A 17788-nucleotide genomic window follows, 5' to 3' on the forward strand; every position below is an offset into this window, starting at 1 on the left:
GAGGCACCACTCCGGGGCCCGCCGCCGTCCCGTCGGCCCGTGGCTCCACCGGAGCACCACCGGGCCGGCCGCGACACGGCGGCAGGGCAGGGGTGATTGCCGTCGTCGGACGTGAAACGGGGCGCGGCGGCAAATGGTTCACCCGAGGCCGGACCGGCCCGGTCAGGACGACTCGCGCACCACCAGTTCCGTCGGCAGTGTCACCTGCTGCCGGGCCGCGCCGTGCTGGGTGATGCCGGTGAGGATGCGGACCATCGTGCGGCCGATCTCCTCCACCGGCTGACGCACCGTCGTCAGGGGCGGATTGGTGTGCCGGGCGAGGATGGAGTCCTCGAATCCCACCACCGCGACGTCGCGGGGTGTCCGGCGCTTGCGGCGGCGCAGTTCGGCCAGCGCGCCGACCGCCATGAGGTCGGAGGCGGCGAACACGGCGTCCAGGTCCGGGGCCCGTTCGAGAAGTGAACGCATCGCCCGACCAGCGCCTTCCTCCGTGAAGTCGCCGACCTCCACCAGGAGTTCGTCCGCGCGCACCCCGGCCGCCTCGTGCGCGGCGCGCCAGCCGGCCAGCCGGCTGCGGCCGACGTCCATGTCCAGCGGCCCGGTGATGGTGGCGATCCTGGTCCGGCCGCGCTCCAGCAGATGCCGCACCGCCGCGGCGGCGCCCCCCGCGTTGTCGGCGTTCACATAGCTCAGCCGCTCGCCCGCGTCCCGGCGGCCGGCCAGCACGGTGGGCAGGCCCATCTCCTCCAGCATGCCGGGCAGGCGGTCCTCGGCGTGCACCGAGACCAGCAGCACCCCGTCGACCCGGCGCGTCGCCACCGACTCGGTGAGATGGTCGCGTTCGGCCTGGTCACGGACGAGCATGAGCTGCAACTGGGTCTGGGTCTCGGCGAGCGCGCCGCTGACCCCGCGGATCAGCGCGGCGAAGAAGGGCTCCGAGCCGAGCTTGCTCTCCGACTCCGGGATGACCAGGGCGACGGCGTTGGTGCGGTTGGTCACCAGGCCGCGGGCGACCGAGTTGGGGACGTAGTTCAGTTCCTTGATCGCCGCCAGCACCCTCGCGCGGGCGTCGTCGCTGACCAGGCCGGAGCCGTTGACGACGCGGGAGACCGTGGTGCGGCCCACGCCGGCCCGGGCGGCGACCGTTTTGATCGTGGGACGTCGGTTGCCGCTCATGTGCTCCCTTCCCGGCGGCCGCGGCAGCGCGGCGGCGAGGGTGACCGGTAACAACTGTTGCAGACGAAATTTTCGGCAGGAGGCCGCTTAGCTGCGGAGACGAGCCCGGCGGCGATTGATCCGACCAAATATTGCGTTCACGTCATTGACATGACACCCCGCTGCCGTGAGTCTTCCATGCATCGGTGGGCACGTTCCCACTCCGTTGTGGGCACGTTACCACTCGCTGTCAGAGCCGCTGTAGTCATCGCAGATCTGATCACTCCGATGCGTCAGCGACGCCGCTGGGAGGAGATTCGTGGGCACTTTTGGTTCGTTGCGTACGAAGGTGGTGGTGGCGGGCGCTACCGCCGCCGCCCTGTCACTCGTTGTTGGCTGCAGCAGCAACGACTCGGTCACCGACGGTGGGAAGAAGAACGGCAAGACCGTCATCACCATGGGCCTGTTCGGCGTGATGGGGATGAAGGAGACGGGACTGCTGGAGCGGTACGAGAAGGAACACCCCGACATCGACATCGAGGCCGAGGTGGCCGGTGACGAGCAGACCTACTACACCGCCCTGCAGACCCACCTCGCCGCGGGCAAGGGCCTGAAGGACATCCAGGGCATCGAGATCGGCCGGGCCAAGGAGATCACCGAGACCCAGGCGGACAAGTTCGCCGACTTCTCCGGCATGGCGGGCACCGACCACTTCCTGCCCTGGAAGCAGTCCCAGATCACCACCAAGGACGGCAAGGTCCTCGGCCTGGGCACCGACAGCGGTCCCATGGCCGTCTGCTACCGCAGGGACTACTTCGAGAAGGCCGGCCTGCCCACCGACCGCGACGAGGTCGGCAAGCTGTGGCAGGGCGACTGGAAGAAGTACGTCGAGGTCGGCCGCACCTTCAAGGAGGGCTACAAGGGCGGCGAGGTCGCCTACATGGACTCGGCCAGCGGCCTGTTCAACGCCATGGTCTACGGCTACCCGCAGCAGTACTACAACGAAGACGGCGATCTCATCTACGACAAGAACCCGGCCGTCAAGGACGCGTGGAACCTCGCCTCCGACGCCGCCGAGCAGGGGCTGACCGCCAAGCTCCGCCAGTTCCAGCCGGGTTGGGACCCGGGACTGGCCAACGGCACCTTCGCCACCGCCGTCTGCCCGGCCTGGATGCTCAGCAACATCAGCGAGTCGGCCGGCCCGAAGAACAAGGGCAAGTGGGACGTGGCCCGGGCCCCCAAGGGCGCCAACTGGGGCGGCTCCTTCCTCGGCGTGATCGACAAGAGCCCGGTGAAGGAGGAGGCGAAGAAGCTGGTCGCCTGGCTGACCGCACCGGAGCAGCAGGCGTACATCTTCGAGAAGATCGGCAACTTCCCGTCCTCGCGCGAGGCGCTGGAGACCAAGGAGGCCAAGCGGGTCACCTCGGAGTACTTCAGCGACGCGCCGATCGGTGAGATCTTCGGTGCCGCCGCGCAGGAGATCCCGGACGAGCAGGTCCTCGGCCGCAAGGACGGCACGATCAAGGACACCTTCTCCCAGGGGCTGGCGCTGGTCGCCGAGGGCACCGCGCGCGACAAGGCATGGGACACCACGATGCAGCGGATCGAGAAGGCCGTCGGCTGACCGCCGGAACCTCGGTCGCCCCGGGCGCGTCCGTACCGGCCCGCCCGGGGCCCGGCACCGACCATCGCTGTCAGGAAGGGAAGTACCGGTGGCCACCTCCACCTCGAACGCCTTGGCCGGCGGGGAGCGTCCAGGCCCGTCCCCGGCCCCCGACGGCGGGGGCACCGGCCGACGGCGGCGAAGCGCACTGCTGCACCGGCTGGACCTCAAGGGCGCGCCGTACGCGTTCGTCGCGCCGTTCTTCATCGTCTTCGCCGCCTTCAGCTTCTACCCCCTCGTCTACACCTCGTGGATCTCCCTGCACCGCGTCGAACTCGCCACCCTCGACGTCATGGAGTGGGTGGCATTCGACAACTACGTCGAACTCTGGGGCGACTCACGCTTCTGGAACGCGCTGTCGAACACCATCACCATCGGCGTCATCTCCACGGTGCCGCAGTTGCTGATGGCCCTCGGCCTGGCGCACCTGCTCAACTACCGCATGCGGGCCTCGCTGTTCTTCCGCGTGGCCTCGCTGGTTCCGTACGCCACCTCGGTCGCCGCCGCCGCGCTGGTCTTCACCATGATCTTCGAGCGTGACTTCGGCATGATCAACTGGGCGCTGGGCTCGGTCGGCATCGACCCGGTGGACTGGGAGGCCGACAAGTGGCCCGCGCAGGTGGCGATCTCCACCATCGTCATCTGGCGCTGGACCGGCTACAACGCGCTGCTCTACCTGGCCGCCATGCAGGCCGTCCCGGCCGAACGGTACGAGGCCGCCGCCATCGACGGCGCCTCCCGGTGGAAGCAGTTCACCCATGTCACCGTGCCCGGGATCCGCTCCACCATCGTCTTCACCATCGTGCTCTCCACGATCGGCGCCACCCAGCTCTTCGGCGAACCGCTGATCTTCGGCCAGGGACCCAACGGAGTCACCGGCGGCGCGGACAACCAGTACCAGACGCTGGGCCTGCTGCTGTACGAGGAGGGCTGGAAGAACTACCAGATGGGCCGCTCGGCGACCGTCGCCTGGGCGATGTTCCTGCTGCTCGTCCTCGCCTTCGCCGCGCAGCGCCTGATCAAGTGGCTGCGTTCCCGTACGTCCTGACCTGGAGCCGACATGACCACCAACAGCCTCCCGGTCCGGACGGACACCCCGGTCCGGACCCCCGCGGCCGGGCCGGCCGGCCGGGCCGGACGCCGCAAGCTGCTGCACCCGCGCGCCGGCCGCCAGCACCACGCCGGCCCGCTCGCCTACGTCCTGCTCGTCGTCATGGCGGTGCTGTCGATCTTCCCGCTGTACTGGACGATGGTGGCCGCCTCCACCGACAACAGCCGCATCAGCCAGACCCCGCCGCCGTTCGTGCCGGGCCCGAACCTGTTCAGCAACCTCGCCCGCGCGTGGGACGAGGCGGCCATGGGCAAGGCCATGGTCAACAGCCTGATCGTGGCCGGGGTGATCGCCCTGTCCACGGTGATGTTCGCGACGCTGGCCGGGTTCGCCTTCGCCAAACTGCGGTTCAAGGGGCGCAACGTCCTGCTCATGCTGGTGATCGGCACCATGATGGTGCCGCCGCAGTTGGGTGTCGTCCCGCTGTTCATGCTGATGTCGGAGCTGGGCCTGGCGCAGCAACTGCCCGCCGTCATCTTCCCCACGCTGGTGAGCGCGGTCGGGGTGTTCTTCATGCGGCAGTACCTGGCCGAGGCGCTGCCGGACGAACTGGTCGAGGCCGGACGCGTGGACGGCGCGCACTCGTTGCGGATCTTCTGGAGCATCGTGCTGCCCATCGCCCGGCCTGCGATGGCGGTCCTGTTCATGATCACGTTCGTGCATGCGTGGAACGACTTCTTCTGGCCGTTCGTGGTCCTCGACATGACCAACCCGACCGTTCCCGTCGCCCTCACCCAGCTCAGCGCAGGCTATGTCCGGGACCAGTCGCTGATCATGGCGGGCGCGCTGCTCGGCACGCTGCCGCTGCTGGCGATGTTCGTCGTCTTCGGCCGCCAGATCGTCAGCGGCATCATGGCCGGCGCCGTCAAGGGCTGACCGGCTCCACCGGCCCGGGCGCCCCCGTCCGGGCCCGCAGGGCACCGGAGCCGTTCACCGTACGGCCCGCCGCCGTCTCTCCGAAAGGACTCATGTGGTCACCGCAGCACAGCACAGCGGGCCCGGCCCTGACGGGACCCGGGTCTTCCCCGAGGGCTTCCTCTGGGGCTCCGCGACCGCCTCGTACCAGATCGAGGGGGCCGTCGCCGAGGACGGCCGGACGCCGTCCATCTGGGACACCTACGCCCGCACCCCGGGCCGGGTCCGCAACGGCGACACCGGTGACATCGCCACCGACCACTACCACCGCTGGCGCGAGGACGTCGCCCTGATGGCCGAACTCGGCCTGGGCGCCTACCGGTTCTCCCTCGCCTGGCCCCGCATCCAGCCCACCGGCCGGGGCCCCGCCGCGCAGCGCGGCCTGGACTTCTACCGGCGGCTCGCCGACGAGCTGCTGGACCGGGGCATCCAGCCGGTCGCCACCCTCTACCACTGGGACCTCCCGCAGGAGCTGGAGGACGCCGGCGGCTGGCCCGAGCGCGCCACGGCCGAGCGGCTCGCCGAGTACGCGGCCCTCGCCGCCGACGCCCTCGGCGACCGGGTGACGACCTGGACCACCCTCAACGAGCCCTGGTGCAGCGCCTTCCTCGGCTACGGCTCCGGGGTGCACGCCCCCGGCCGCACCGACCCGGTCGCGGCACTGCGCGCCGGACACCACCTCAACCTGGGCCACGGCCTCGCGGTCCAGGCGCTGCGCGACCGCCTTCCGGCCACCGCCCAGGTCTCGGTGACGCTCAACTTCCACCACGTCCGCCCGCTCACCGGAAGCGACGCCGACGCCGAGGCGGTCCGCCGGATCGACGCGCTCGCCAACCGGTTCTTCACCGGCCCGATGCTCACGGGCGCCTACCCGGAGGACCTGATCAAGGACACCGCCGCGCTGACCGACTGGTCCTTCGTCCGCGACGGCGACCTCGGGCAGATCCACCAGCCGCTGGACTTCCTCGGCGTCAACTACTACTCGCCCACCCTCGTCTCCGCGGCCGACGGCAGCGGCGTCCACACCTCGGACGGCCACGGCAACAGCGACCACAGCCCCTGGCCGGGCGCCGACACCGTCGCCTTCCACCAGCCGCCCGGCGACACCACCGCCATGGGCTGGGCCGTCGACCCGGCCGGCCTGTACGAGCTGCTGCGCCGACTGTCGGCCGACTTCCCGGACACACCGCTGGTCATCACCGAGAACGGCGCGGCCTTCGACGACTACGCCGACCCCTCCGGCAACGTCAACGACCCCGCCCGGATCGCCTACGTACGCGGCCACCTGGCCGCCGTCCACCAGGCGATCACGGACGGCGCGGACGTACGCGGCTACTTCCTGTGGTCCCTGCTGGACAACTTCGAGTGGGCCCACGGCTACAGCAAGCGCTTCGGCGCCGTCTACGTGGACTACCCGACCGGCACCCGCATCCCGAAGGCCAGCGCCCGCTGGTACGCCGAGGTGGCCCGCTCGGGGGTCCTGCCCGGCGCCTGACCGAGCCCGGTGCGGCACCGCCTCGTCACGCCTCTCCGCGCGGTGCCGCACCGCCGAGTCCGCCCCCGGCCCGGCCCGGGCCGGGGGCGGGCGCAGGTCAGCGAGGTGCCCGGCGGCACACCCGCCGCACGAGGGCCCCTTTCCGGTGCGGCATACTCACCGGATGAGCGCACGCACGTCCCCGGCCGCCCTGCCGATCACGATACGGAGGGCCGTGGCGCGGGACGCCAAGCGTCTCACGCGGCTCGTGCGCGGCTCCGGCGCGTACGCGGGCAGGTACGCCGCCGCCGTCGCGGGCTACCGGGTCGGGCCGGACTACCTCGAGGCCCACCGCGCCTTCGTGGCCGTCGGCACCGGGGAGTACGACGGCCGGGTCCTCGGGTTCTACTCGCTGGTCCTGGCGCCACCGGAGCTCGACCTGCTGTTCGTGGCCGACGACGCGCAGCGGCGGGGCATCGGGCGCCGGCTCGTCGCCCATATGCGGTCCGAGGCCCGTGCCGCCGGGGTGGACCGGGTCAAGGTCGTGTCGCACGTGCCCGCCGAGGACTTCTACCACCGCGCGGGTGCGGTGCGCACGGGTACGGTGCTCGCGGACCCGCCCGCCGTGCCGTGGGACCGTCCCGCGTTCGAGTTCCGCATACCGTCCCGCTGACGCGTGCGGAGCCGGGCCGGACCGGCACGGGGACGCCGGCCGCCGGGCGGCATCGCGGCGCACCGGCGCGGCGCGCCCTCACCCCGGGCCGGTCACGTGCGCCTCCTCGCTGTCCGAGCCGGGGTTCCCGTCCCCCTCGCCCGCCGCCGGGTAGACCCGCGCCAGCAGCTCCCGCAGTTGCGTCCAGAGGGCCGGTGACGCCGCCAGGACGTCGCCGCCGGGAGGCCAGGTGCCGGGGGTGGGGCCGGTCAGCGCCCCGACCGTGCCGCCGGCCTGGTGCACCAGGAGGGCTCCCGCGGCGCAGTCCCACGCGTGCAGCCCGGGGGCCCACAGGGCGTCCGCGCGGCCGGTGGCGACCTGGGCGAGCGCGGCCGCCGCGCTGCCCCCGCGCCGCAGATCCCGTACCCGGGGCAGCAGGACACCGACCGCGGGGCCGGCCAGGGGGCGCTGCGCGGGCCGGCCGAAGTTGAGTTCCACCAGAGCGCGGGAGAGGTCCCGCTTGCGCAGCGGGGCGACCGGTGTGCCGTCGGCGACCGTGCGGGCACCCGCCCGGGCCTCGGTCAGCGCACCGACGGCGGGCTCGACGACCACGCCGGCCAGCAGCCGGCCGCTGTCCGCGTCGGCGGCGGCCACGCTGACCGCCCAGTCGGGACGCCCGTACAGGTAGTTGGTGGTGCCGTCGATCGGGTCGACGATCCACCGCACCCCGCCATGCCCGGCGGTGGTCCCCTCCTCCTCGCCCAGCACCGTGTCGTCCGGCCGGTGCTCGCTCAGCACCGCGCGTACCGCCCGCTCGGTGTCCCGGTCGGCCTGGCTCACCAGGTCGTCGGGGCCCGCCTTCTCCTCGATCAGCAGTTCATGGGCGGCGGCGCGCCAGGCGGCGGCGGTACGGGCGCCCGCCCGGGCGGCGGCGCGGGCGACGGCCAGCAGGGCGTCCAGGTCCTCCGGACCGGCGGGGCTCACCGGCGTTCCTTCCGCAGGGCCTCCCAGGTGGCCGGCCCGACCACCGCCCGGGCCAGCGCCGCGCCCGGAACCGCCACCAGGGGACGCAGCCGCCCGGACGGCAGCCCGATCGTGCTGAGCGAGCGGCTGCTGTAGACGAGGTGGGCGGCCATGACGGCCAGCCAGGGCAGCAGGGCGGCCAGCGGGCGCGGCTGCCCGGTGAGGGCCAGGACCAGGAGTTGCGGGGCGGCCCCCGCGAGCAGCACCAGGGGACGCCGTGCCGGGAGGAGGACCACCGCCGCCGTCGCGGCCGCCCCCAGCAGCGCGGCCACCAGGCAGTGCTCCGGTGACGCGGGCGCGCCGAGCAGGACGCCGGTCACCGCGGAGGCCGTGCCCGCGACCAGCAGCGCCAGGTTCCACGGGGCGGTCCACGGGGTACGGCGGCGCAGCGGCGCCCAGTCGGCCGGTGCCGCGTCGGTGCGCGACGGCAGCCAGCGCACCAGCGCCAGCAGGTGCTCACGGGCGTGCTCGGCCCGCGCCGTCCAGATCAGCCTGCCGTGGTCCGCGGCGGCGAACGCCAGGCTCTCCAGGACCCATCTGCTGGTGACGAACGCGACCCCGAACGCCCACAGCGCCACCGCCGCGGCCACCGCGAGCGCCGGGCGGCGGCCCAGGTCGACCGCGAGCGCCAGACCGGTCATGCCGCGCACCACGTAGCCCGCGCCGACCACGATCCACAGGGCGACGACGGCCGGCCGGGCGGGCGGCGGGACCGTCGCGGTCCGGCCCGTGCCCCTGGCGCGCAGGACCTCGTAGACGACGGCCACGCCGAACACCGCCGCGGTCACCGCCCAGACCACCCCGGCCAGCGGCGCCAGTACCAGGGCCAGGACCGCCACGGCGGCCAGCCGCGCCACCGCGACCGCGCAGCTCGCGCCGACGCGGGCCCGGACCCGTTCGAGCGGCCCCGGCAGGCGCCCGCGGTCGTGCCCGGCGGGATGGCTCTGGTCGGCGACGAACCCCCGGACGTCGTTCCACTGGTAGCGGGCGGGATAGACGAGCAGTTCCAGCACCCCCCAGACGATCAGGGCCCGCACCACCGTCCGCCCCGTCACGTCCGCGCCCGCCGCCACGGCCAGCAGGAACGTGAACGGCATCAGCAGCCCCTTCACCGCGTCCTTGGGCCGGGGCATCACCAGGTACCCCAGCATCGAGCGCGGCCGGGACCCGGCCGGCCGCCCGCCGTCCAGCCGGTCTCCGTCCCGCTGCCCGCCGGCGGCCGGTCCGGGCGCCGCCGGCCGGGCGGAGGCGGGCACCGGGAAGCCGTCCGCCTGCTCCACGCCGGTCACGGGGCCACCCGCACCGTGTCACCGACGAGGTCCGCGGCGAGCCGCCCCCAGTCGGACCGCACCCAGGCGGCCCCGGCCCCGGACAGCCGCGCGCTCCGTTCGGCCCGCTCCTCCTCCGGTACGAACTGCACCAGGCCGGCGGTGGCGATGCCCGCCGCCACGGCGGACGCCGCTCCGGTGGCCGAGTCCTCGACGGCGAGCGCCTCCCGCGGGGCGACACCGAGTTCGGCGAGAGCGTGCCGGTAGACGGCCGGGTCCGGTTTGCTGGTCGGCACCGGCAGGCTGTCCTCGGCGCTGAACCGGCTGCCCGCCGGCAGCAGCCCGTCCAGGCCGCTGGCGGCGAAGCACGCGGCGAGCCGCGTGAGCGCGCTGGAACTCACCACGGCCAGCCGGTAGCGGCGGCCCAGCGCGGTCACGGCCGCCACCACGTCCGGCCGGGGCGTCAGCACCCGCCCCAGGTACGCCGTCACCTCCCGTTTCTCCCGCTCCACCCACGCCTCCAGCTCGGCGGGGTCCAGGCGGACGCCCTGGCGTGCGGCGAGGTCCTGGGCGGTGGTGCGGAAGTTCTTGCCGGTGGAGGTGAGCCGCAGATGCTCGGGGGAGAAGTCACCGGTGAGCCCGAAGCGGCGGGCGAAGTCCTGGGTGACGACCGCCGAGGCGACGTACGCGGGCTCCTCGGAGGGGAACAGGGTGCCGTCCGCGTCGAGCAGCAGCGTGGAGACGCCGGTCAGGTCAGGGGTGCTCATGGGGCTCCAAGGGTCGGGGGAGGGCGAGCCGGTCCGGCGCGGCCAGCGCGGCGCGCAGTGTGCTGCCGTCGGCGAACGCGCCGGCCAGGGCTCCGCGCAGCACGGCCACGCTGCCGGCGTCGTCGGCGAGGCCGCCGAACACGTCCCGCAGGGCCAGCAGCGGCCCGGGATCGTCACCGCCGCGCCGGGCGGCTTCCCGCAGTTCGCCGGCCCGGGCGTCCTGTACGTCGATGGGGGCGCCGTCGAGGTCCGTGCCGCGCAGGTAGCGCAGCCACGCGGCGACGGCGAGGGCGAGCCGGGCGCGCGGCCGCTCCTGGGCGTACGCGGCGTGCAGGGAGGGCAGCAGGTAGTCGGGCACCTTGGTGGAGCCGCGGCGGCACAGCCGGGCCAGCCGGTCCCCGATGCTGGGGTTGCGCAGCCGCTCCAGCACCGTGTCGCAGTAGGCGTACGGGTCCATGCCCGGGACGTCCGGCGGCAGCAGCGGGGCGATCTCCGCGCGCATCAGACGCTCCACGAAGCCGGCCACGGCCGGGTCGCTCATGGCCTGGTCGGTGGTGCGGTGCCCGGCCAGGTATCCGACGTAGCCCAGGGCGCAGTGGACCCCGTTGAGGAGCCGGCTCTTGATGAGTTTGTACGGGGCGACGTCGTGCACGAAGAGGGCTCCGACGCGGTCCAGCGGGGGCCGGTCGTTGCAGAAGTCGTCCTCGATGACCCACTGGGTGAACGGTTCGGTGATCACCGGCCAGCGGTCGCCGACGTGGAAGTCCTCCTCGACCTCGTCGCGGTCGCCGGGTGAGGTCGCCGGGGTGATGCGGTCGACCATGCTGCCGGGGAAGGAGACCCGCTCCTGGATCCACCGGGCCAGTGCGGGATCGCGGCGTCCGGCCAGGGTCGCGGTCGCGGCGCGGGCGGCGGCGGCGCTGTCGGGCAGGTTGTCGCAGGACAGCACGGTGAACGGGGCCTGGTGGGCGCGCCGGCGCCGGTCCAGGGCGTCGACGATCACGCCGAACACCGAGTCGGCGCCCGCGCAGGGACCGTCGGGCAGGACGTAGCCGTCGGCGGTGATCGTCAGGGTCACCAGGCGGATGCGCGGGTCGGCCAGGCGCCGTTCCACCGCCGTCCGGTCCTCGGCGAGCAGGAGGTATTCGACCATGCTGCCGATGACCTTGGCCGTACTGTCCTCGCCGTCGCGCTCGACGACCGTGAAGAGGTTGTCCTGCGCGTCCAGCACCTCGCCCATCTCGGGCCGTCGCATGCCGACCCCGATCACTCCCCACCGGGTGAAACCGAGCTCCGCGAGGTGGTCGAAGTAGACCTCCTGATGGGCCCGGTGGAAGCCGCCGACACCGAAGTGCACGACGGCCGGTTCGATCCGTGCCCGGTCGTAACCGGGTGTCTCCAACTGGCCGCCGGACGTCGCGTCCAGGGTGCGGTTGTTCAGCGCCGGAACAGAGGGGGGTGATTCTGACATCGCGTACCTCGGTGGGATGCGGGGTGTTCCGTCGCCGCTGCGACGTCACCCGCCGGCCGCCGGGGGCGCGGTCAGGGTCCCGGAAGGCCGCGGACCGGCGGCCGCGCGGTAAGACCTGATGCGGCCGGCTGATCCGGCCGTCGGTGTCGGAGTACCGCCGCACATGCATCCGAAACGGTAATTTCATCCCGAATTGTTCTGTCGAGGGGGCCGGCTCGGCCCCCGCGCCGGAAGGAGCCGGGCGCCGTTTCGGCCCGCCTGCCCGTGCTACTCGGGCCTGGCACGGATCCGCACCTCGCGGACCGGTTCCAACGGGACGCCGGACCGGCCACCGCCAGGACACGCAGGGAGACATGTACGAGGAGGACAGTGATGGACCACGCCCGAGTCCCTGTACTGGAGGCACTCCAGGAGTTCCGTCGCCGCGGCGACGTGGTGTACGGACCTCCCGGCCACAAACAGGGCCTGGGCGCCGATCCCCGTGTCGTCGACATCGTCGGCGAGGGCGTCTTCGCCTCCGACGTGCTCTCCCTCAACGGCCTCGACGACCGCCGCGAGTCACAGGGGGTGCTGGCCCAGGCCCAGGAGCTGATGGCCGACGCCGTCGGCGCGGAGCAGGCGTTCTTCTCCACCTGCGGCAGCTCCCTGTCGGTGAAGACGGCGATGCTGGCCGTGGCCGGACCGGGCGAGAAACTCCTCGTCTCCCGCAACGCCCACAAGTCCGTGATCGCCGGCGTCATCGTCAACGGTGTCCACCCCGTGTGGGTGCACCCGAAGCTCGACGCCGAGCGGCACCTGGTCCACCCGCCGGAGCCGGACGACGTACGCCGGGCGCTGCGGGAGCACCCCGACGCCAAGGGCATGCTGCTGATCACACCCACGGACTGGGGTTCGTGCGCCGACATCCGGGGCATCGCCGCCGTCTGCCACGACCACGACGTCCCCCTGATCGTCGACGAAGCCTGGGGCGCTCATCTGCCCTTCCACCCCGACCTGCCGGCCTGGGGCATGAACGCCGGTGCGGACCTCGTCGTCACCAGCGTCCACAAGATGGGCGGTGCCATCGAGCAGAGCTCCGTCTTCCACCTCCAGGGGGACCGTGTCTCGGCCGAGGTGCTGAAGCAGCGTGAGGACCTGCTGGGCACCACCAGCTCCTCCTCCTTGGTGTACGCCACCCTCGACGGATGGCGCCGCCAGATGGCCGAGCACGGACCCGATCTGCTCGACACCGCGCTGCGTCGCACGGCACGCGTCCGCGAGGCCGTCACCGGGATGCCCGGCCTGCGCCTGATGGGCCAGGAGGTCGTCGACCAGGGGCTGACCACGGAGCTGGATCTGCTGAAGATCACCATCGATGTCCGGGAACTCGGCATCAGCGGCATGCAGGCCACCGAGTGGCTGCGCGCCCACTGCCAGGTCGACATCGGCTCCTCCGACACCTGCCGGATCAGCGCGCAGATCACGCACGCCGACGACGACCGCACGGAGAACCTCCTCGTCGACTCCCTGCGCCGCCTCGTGAAGCACGCCGGCACTCTGGAGGACCGGCCCCCGGTCCAACTGCCCGAGCCCCGCGCGCTCCAGCTCGAACAGGCCATGCTGCCGCGCGACGCCTTCTTCGGCACCGCCGAGCACGTTCCGGCCCGGCAGGCGGTCGGACGCGTCGCGGCGGAGATGATCAGCCCCTATCCGCCCGGTGTCCCCGTCGTCGCTCCGGGCGAGGTCATCACCCGGGAGGTCGTCGACTACCTGACCAGCGGGGTGGCCGCCGGCATGCTCGTCCCCGACGCCGCCGACCCCACCGCCGAGACCCTGCGGGTGGTGGCCCGCTAGGAACGGCCGCGGGCCCCGGGGACGGCTCCGGGGCCCGCGGCGGGTGCGGTGGTCAGGCGCGTTCGACGAAGAACTTCTCGTGCTCACCGCCGTTGGCCTTGATCTGGCAGTTCACCGTGCCCCCGGGCCCCGTGGCGGCGGTGACCCCGCTGTCGGTGACCAGGCGCAGATAGATGTCCGGGAAGGCCGCCGACTCGAAGGAGAAGGAGCCGTCGGACTGGGGGCGGGCACGGAACTTCTCGTAGGGACCGACACCGACCTGGCAGTTGACCTTTCCGCCGCCGGCCATGGTGGTGGGAACGCCCCTGCCGTCCATGCGCAGGAACACGTTCGGGAAGGCCGCCGACTCGAAGGCGTACGTGCCGTCGGACTGGGGACGGCTCTTGAACGTCGTCCAGGCGCCGGTGCCGTACTGGCAGTTGACCTTTCCGGACCCGTCATCGGCGGGAGCGGTCACTCCGGTGCCGTCCAGTCGCAGGAAGATGTTCTCGAAGAATGTCGAACGAATCGTCACCGGCGTGTCGCCGGTCTTCGCGAGATCAGTTGCCGATAACGGCATGAGACCTTCCCCTCTATTAGTTTCGGAATTAACGTCCGAGACCTCATCGGGCGGCATGAAAAACCTGCGCCACAGCGGCACGGTGTTTCCGCGCCGCAGGGTGCGCCGACGAGATCTCTCCTGTGCGGGGCGACGGGACCTACCGGCTCAGTGCCTGGTCAGGACCGTACGGTGGCTGCGGTGGGACGCTCGGCCGCCCGTCACGAGGAGGCCGGCATTCCGTAAGGCGTGGCAACGACGACGTAATCGCCTTTCATGTTTCCGCCCCCTTGTCGGTCCCTGCTCCTGCGGGTCCTGAACGAAATGTATGCGGCTCTCCACGGACTGTCCATACACGGGACGGTGCATTTGCGGGCCATATCCGGGCTCCTCTGACACCCCGTCACCCGCTCGGGACGACTCGTGTCGCAATGGGTAGGTCCGCGGGTCACGCGCGGCTGTCCGCGCCCCCGGGGCATCTGGCGCGCGGAAGTGCCCAACAGGCACCATGGCAGGCGGTGTTCGGCACGCACCGGCCCCGCCCTGGACCGTCACCGGCGGCGTCCGGCAGTGACGACCAGGACAGGAAAGGGGCGTACCCATGCCTGAACGCGTCGGCGCTCACCGGCCCGCCGCCGTCGTCATCGGCGCGAGTACGGCGGGTCTGCTCGCCGCCGCCGCGCTCACCGAGTCCGCCGATGTCACGATCGTCGAACGCGACACCCTCCCCGCCGGTCCCCGGCCCCGGCGCGGCGTCCCGCAGGCCCGCCACGCCCACCTGGTGTGGAGCGGTGGTGTGCGTGCCTTCGAGGAACTGCTCCCCGCCGTGGTGGACGAGGTCGTGGCCAGGGGCGGCCGCCTCATCCACGTCATGGGCGACATGGTCTCCCGCGCCCCCAACGGGATCTGGTTCCGCCGCTTCACGGCCACCCGGCACCGCAACCTCGTCTGCTCGCGCGACCTGCTCGACTCCGTACTGCGCGCCCGGGTCCTCGCCGACGACCATGTCACGGTCCGGCAGGCCCACACCGCCGTCCGGTTGACGGGCGACGCCGGACGGGTCACCGGCGTACGGATGCGCGGCGGCCAGGGGGAGGTCACCTTGGCCGCCGACCTCGTCGTCGACGCCTCCGGCCGGGGGTCCCGCGCCCCGCGCTGGCTGACCGGCCTGGGCCTGCCCGGGGTCACCGAGCGGGTGGTCGACGCGGGCGTGGTGTACGCCACCCGTCTGTACCGCGCCCCGGACGGCACCGCGACGGCCGGTTTCCCCCTGGTCAACGTCCAGGCCGATCCGACCGGAGCGCCGGGCCGGGGCGGCATCGTCCTGCCCATCGAGGGCGGGCGTTGGATCGTCACGCTCGCCGGCACCCGGGGCGGGGAGCCGAGCGGTGATCCGGCGGCCTTCGTGGACTTCGCCCTCCGGCTCGGCCATCCCGTCATCGGGGAACTGCTGCGCGACGCCGAACCGCTCGGCGGGGTCGCCACCACGCGCGGCACCCGGAACCACCGCCGCTACTACGAGAAGATGAGGAACTGGCCGGAGGGCTTCGCCGTGCTCGGCGACGCGACGGCCGGGTACAACCCCGTCTACGGGCACGGCCTGACGGTCGCCGCCCAGTGCGCCCTCGCGGTGCGCGACGTCCTGCGCTCGTCCGCGCTCACCACTCCCGGCACGGCTCGCCGCCTTCAGCGTGCCGTGGCCCGTCCGGTCGGGGTGGCCTGGGACCTCGCCGTCGGCCAGGACGCCCACTACCCCGGCGCCACGGACACGCCGCCCACCGTGCCGGAGCGCCTCCTCGCCCGGTTCCTCGACCACGCGGTGGCCACCGGGGCCCGCAACCCCCGCGCGCTCGGGGCCCTGCTGGACGTCATGAGCCTGGAGAAGCCGGTCAGGCGGCTGTTCTCGCCCGACCTGCTCGTCCCGATGCTGCTGGGCCCGAAACGCCCGCCCTTACCGGGCCCGCCGTTCACCGAAAGGGAACGGGAGATCGCCTGGCGGGGGCGGTGACCCTTCCACGCCCGGCGTCCGCGGCGAACCCGACGGCACCTCCGACGCACTGGTCGGTCAGGTGGTTCACGCCGCCCGGTCCCAGTGGTCCGGGCGGGTGTCGTCGTCCGGCGGGTGCTGCGCGGCCTTCTCGCGCGCCCGGAGGACGGCCCAGGTGAGCGCGGCGGCGCAGGTGAGGTACCAGGGCAGCAGCCACACGGCGTGCCACCAGGCGGCCCGTGGGGCGAGGAGGAGGTGTGTGGCGGCAGTGGCCATACCGGCGGCCAGGCTCCAGCACAGCAGGCGGCCGGCCCACCGGACGGCGCGGGTGAGCCGGCCCGGGGTGCGGTCGCGGCCTGGAGCGGTGCAGGAGGCGCACGTGCCTCTGCCGGGCGTGCTCATCGCAGCGGTGTCCTTCACAGCAGGAGTAGGTGCCGCGGGCTGGGGGACCACGCATGCGGGACGGCGTAAGTGTGCCTGCTGTGTGTCCGGGCGGACAGCGACGACCGTGCCCTGGCTGTCTGTCCAGGACAGTTTTCCGGCCGACCGGTGAGGCGTCGTGACCAGCAGGTACGCGTGAGGGCCGCTGTCCGGGGGCCATTCGGGCACCTGTGAAAGTGGCTGAAAGAGGCCGCTGGCTGACCTGGGGTTACCGGATGAAAGCCGAGGTCGAGGCTTCCGGCCACCCTGAACCGCGGGCTCGCCAGCAGAATCGTCAATTCCGCCGAATTGCCGGGGTGGTCGGGGTGCTTTCGCCCCTGATGGGCCGCTGAAGCGGCGGGGCTGATTCCGGCCCGTATGCGGACGGGAATCGGGGGGACGCCGGGGTGCTCAGCGGGGGAGTGTCACGGTGATGCGGAGCCCGCCGGCCGGGCGCGGGGTGAGGGTGAGGTCCTCGTCGTGGGCCTCGGTGATGGTCTTGACGATGGCCAGACCGAGGCCGACCCCCGCCTGCCCGGTGTGGACGCGCTCGGTGCCGCGCTGGAAGGGCTCGGTGAGTGTCGAGACCAGTTCGGGGGTGAGCTGCTCGCCGGTGTTCTCCACGGTGAGCACCGCGGAATCGTCCTGGACACCGGTACGGACCCACACGGTGCCCTGGTCCGGCAGGTTGTGCACGATCGCGTTGTGGACGAGATTCATGGTGAGTTGCCGCAGCAGCGCGGGTGAACCGCCCGTGGGCGCGATGTCGCCGCTGGTCTCCAGGGTGATGCCGTGCTTCTCCGCGAGCGGGTGGAGCGTCTCGGCCGCCTCCTCCGCGACCAGGGACAGGTCGACCTGCTCGCGGGTGAAGGACCGCTGGTTGGCGCGGCTGAGCAGGAGCAGTGCCTCGGTGAGGTCGATGGCCCGGGCGTTGACGGTGTGCAGGCGGTCGACGAGTGCGCGGGTGTCGTGGTGCGGGTCGGCGCGGGCCACGTCGAGGAGCGTCTTGGAGATCGCCAGCGGGGTGCGCAGCTCGTGCGAGGCGTTGGCGGCGAACCGCCGCTGTTCCGTGACGTGCGCTTCGAGCCGCGCGAGCATCATGTCGAAGGCGTCGGCGAGCTCGCGGAACTCGTCCCTGCGGCCCGGCAACCGGATCCGGTGGGACAGCGACCCGGCCGACACCATACGGGTGGCATGGGTGATGCGATCCAGCGGAGCGAGCATACGACCGGCGAGGACCCACCCTCCCAGGAGGCCGAAGACCAGCAGGAACACCATCACCGCCGCCGCCGTCGGGGCGAAACTGCGCAGGAAGAGGGTGCCCGGAGTCAGTCTCACCGCCCCTGACTCATTGGTCTGCCACCACCCCTGCCGCAGCAGGAACACCCCCACGGCGACGAGCAGCAAGGCACCCGTGAGCATGAGGAAACCGGCGTAACTCAGGGTGAGCTTGAGGCGCACGCTCAGGCCGGACCGTCGCACCACGGCCCCTGTCCCCGGATGACGGCCGT

General features: G+C 72.6%; 15 protein-coding genes. 7 read left to right on the plus strand and 8 right to left on the minus strand.

Annotation, left to right across the window (positions count from 1 at the left end; all coding sequences use genetic code 11):
• Positions 1 to 162: 162 nt before the first annotated feature.
• Positions 163 to 1176 carry a LacI family DNA-binding transcriptional regulator gene (locus tag IE316_RS10085; RefSeq protein ID WP_190203862.1) on the minus strand — a complete coding sequence of 338 codons (1014 nt, stop codon included), beginning with the start codon at positions 1174 to 1176 and terminating at the stop codon, positions 163 to 165.
• 298 nt (positions 1177 to 1474) lie between these two features.
• Here IE316_RS10085 and IE316_RS10090 point away from each other — a divergent pair, with 298 nt between their 5' ends.
• The 5 genes from IE316_RS10090 to IE316_RS10110 all read left to right on the plus strand — a co-directional run bounded on the left by IE316_RS10090 (position 1475) and on the right by IE316_RS10110 (position 6991).
• Entirely contained in the window at positions 1475 to 2779 is a 1305-nt protein-coding gene (locus IE316_RS10090) for an ABC transporter substrate-binding protein (protein ID WP_190203863.1), read from the plus strand.
• An 88-nt stretch (positions 2780 to 2867) separates the two neighbouring features.
• Positions 2868 to 3866 carry a carbohydrate ABC transporter permease gene (locus tag IE316_RS10095; RefSeq protein ID WP_190203864.1) on the plus strand — a complete coding sequence of 333 codons (999 nt, stop codon included), beginning with the start codon at positions 2868 to 2870 and terminating at the stop codon, positions 3864 to 3866.
• 12 nt (positions 3867 to 3878) lie between these two features.
• Positions 3879 to 4805 (plus strand): carbohydrate ABC transporter permease, encoded by a 927-nt coding sequence (locus tag IE316_RS10100; protein ID WP_190203865.1) that lies wholly within the window; start codon positions 3879 to 3881, stop codon positions 4803 to 4805.
• Positions 4806 to 4899: 94 nt separating this feature from the next.
• Positions 4900 to 6339: a GH1 family beta-glucosidase gene (locus tag IE316_RS10105; RefSeq protein WP_190203866.1), complete on the plus strand. Its 1440-nt coding sequence runs from the start codon at positions 4900 to 4902 to the stop codon at positions 6337 to 6339.
• 163 nt (positions 6340 to 6502) lie between these two features.
• Positions 6503 to 6991: a GNAT family N-acetyltransferase gene (locus tag IE316_RS10110; RefSeq protein WP_190203867.1), complete on the plus strand. Its 489-nt coding sequence runs from the start codon at positions 6503 to 6505 to the stop codon at positions 6989 to 6991.
• 78 nt (positions 6992 to 7069) lie between these two features.
• Here the strand turns inward: IE316_RS10110 and IE316_RS10115 are convergent, their stop codons facing one another.
• Genes IE316_RS10115 through IE316_RS10130 form a run of 4 tightly spaced genes read right to left on the minus strand, consistent with a single transcriptional unit; the run spans position 7070 to position 11499 of the window.
• Complete coding sequence (locus tag IE316_RS10115; RefSeq protein ID WP_190203868.1) at positions 7070 to 7954, minus strand: inositol monophosphatase family protein; 885 nt, start codon at positions 7952 to 7954, stop codon at positions 7070 to 7072.
• Entirely contained in the window at positions 7951 to 9282 is a 1332-nt protein-coding gene (locus IE316_RS35930) for a hypothetical protein (RefSeq protein WP_190203869.1), read from the minus strand. Before IE316_RS35930 ends, IE316_RS10115 begins: the two co-directional genes overlap by 4 nt.
• Positions 9279 to 10028 carry an HAD family hydrolase gene (locus IE316_RS10125; protein ID WP_190203870.1) on the minus strand — a complete coding sequence of 250 codons (750 nt, stop codon included), beginning with the start codon at positions 10026 to 10028 and terminating at the stop codon, positions 9279 to 9281. Before IE316_RS10125 ends, IE316_RS35930 begins: the two co-directional genes overlap by 4 nt.
• Positions 10015 to 11499, minus strand: coding sequence for a mannitol dehydrogenase family protein (locus tag IE316_RS10130; RefSeq protein WP_190203871.1), 1485 nt, complete (start codon positions 11497 to 11499; stop codon positions 10015 to 10017). The genes IE316_RS10125 and IE316_RS10130 overlap by 14 nt, the downstream gene beginning before the upstream one ends.
• 372 nt (positions 11500 to 11871) lie before the next feature.
• Here IE316_RS10130 and IE316_RS10135 point away from each other — a divergent pair, with 372 nt between their 5' ends.
• Positions 11872 to 13332, plus strand: a complete 1461-nt coding sequence (locus IE316_RS10135; RefSeq protein ID WP_190203872.1) for an aminotransferase class I/II-fold pyridoxal phosphate-dependent enzyme — start codon at positions 11872 to 11874, stop codon at positions 13330 to 13332.
• 52 nt (positions 13333 to 13384) lie between these two features.
• Here IE316_RS10135 and IE316_RS10140 read toward each other — a convergent pair whose 3' ends face one another.
• Positions 13385 to 13891, minus strand: coding sequence for a fibroblast growth factor (locus IE316_RS10140; protein ID WP_190203873.1), 507 nt, complete (start codon positions 13889 to 13891; stop codon positions 13385 to 13387).
• A 580-nt stretch (positions 13892 to 14471) separates the two neighbouring features.
• Between IE316_RS10140 and IE316_RS10145 the strand changes: the two genes are divergently transcribed.
• A complete protein-coding gene (locus IE316_RS10145; protein WP_190203874.1) occupies positions 14472 to 15878 on the plus strand; it encodes an NAD(P)/FAD-dependent oxidoreductase in 1407 nt (468 codons plus the stop codon).
• A gap of 66 nt (positions 15879 to 15944) precedes the next feature.
• On the opposite strand, the gene IE316_RS10150 is transcribed toward IE316_RS10145, so the two are convergent.
• Together IE316_RS10150 and IE316_RS10155 are read right to left on the minus strand one after the other, a co-directional pair.
• Positions 15945 to 16259, minus strand: a complete 315-nt coding sequence (locus IE316_RS10150; protein WP_190203875.1) for a hypothetical protein — start codon at positions 16257 to 16259, stop codon at positions 15945 to 15947.
• Between the two features lie 429 nt (positions 16260 to 16688).
• Positions 16689 to 17738 (minus strand): sensor histidine kinase, encoded by a 1050-nt coding sequence (locus tag IE316_RS10155; RefSeq protein ID WP_373311156.1) that lies wholly within the window; start codon positions 17736 to 17738, stop codon positions 16689 to 16691.
• Positions 17739 to 17788 lie beyond the last annotated feature (50 nt).

The sequence above is a fragment of the Streptomyces fumanus genome (assembly GCF_014655295.1).
GTDB classification, from domain to species: domain Bacteria; phylum Actinomycetota; class Actinomycetes; order Streptomycetales; family Streptomycetaceae; genus Streptomyces; species Streptomyces fumanus.

Excerpts from the sequence above, each read along its gene's own strand:
- IE316_RS10085 (WP_190203862.1), bottom strand. The coding sequence starts at position 1,176 with ATGAGCGGCAACCGACGTCCCACGATCAAAACGGTCGCCGCCCGGGCC.
- IE316_RS10100 (WP_190203865.1), top strand. The coding sequence starts at position 3,879 with ATGACCACCAACAGCCTCCCGGTCCGGACGGACACCCCGGTCCGGACC.
- IE316_RS10110 (WP_190203867.1), top strand. The coding sequence starts at position 6,503 with ATGAGCGCACGCACGTCCCCGGCCGCCCTGCCGATCACGATACGGAGG.
- IE316_RS10125 (WP_190203870.1), bottom strand. The coding sequence starts at position 10,028 with ATGAGCACCCCTGACCTGACCGGCGTCTCCACGCTGCTGCTCGACGCG.
- IE316_RS10130 (WP_190203871.1), bottom strand. The coding sequence starts at position 11,499 with ATGTCAGAATCACCCCCCTCTGTTCCGGCGCTGAACAACCGCACCCTG.
- IE316_RS10135 (WP_190203872.1), top strand. The coding sequence starts at position 11,872 with ATGGACCACGCCCGAGTCCCTGTACTGGAGGCACTCCAGGAGTTCCGT.
- IE316_RS10140 (WP_190203873.1), bottom strand. The coding sequence starts at position 13,891 with ATGCCGTTATCGGCAACTGATCTCGCGAAGACCGGCGACACGCCGGTG.
- IE316_RS10145 (WP_190203874.1), top strand. The coding sequence starts at position 14,472 with ATGCCTGAACGCGTCGGCGCTCACCGGCCCGCCGCCGTCGTCATCGGC.
- IE316_RS10150 (WP_190203875.1), bottom strand. The coding sequence starts at position 16,259 with ATGAGCACGCCCGGCAGAGGCACGTGCGCCTCCTGCACCGCTCCAGGC.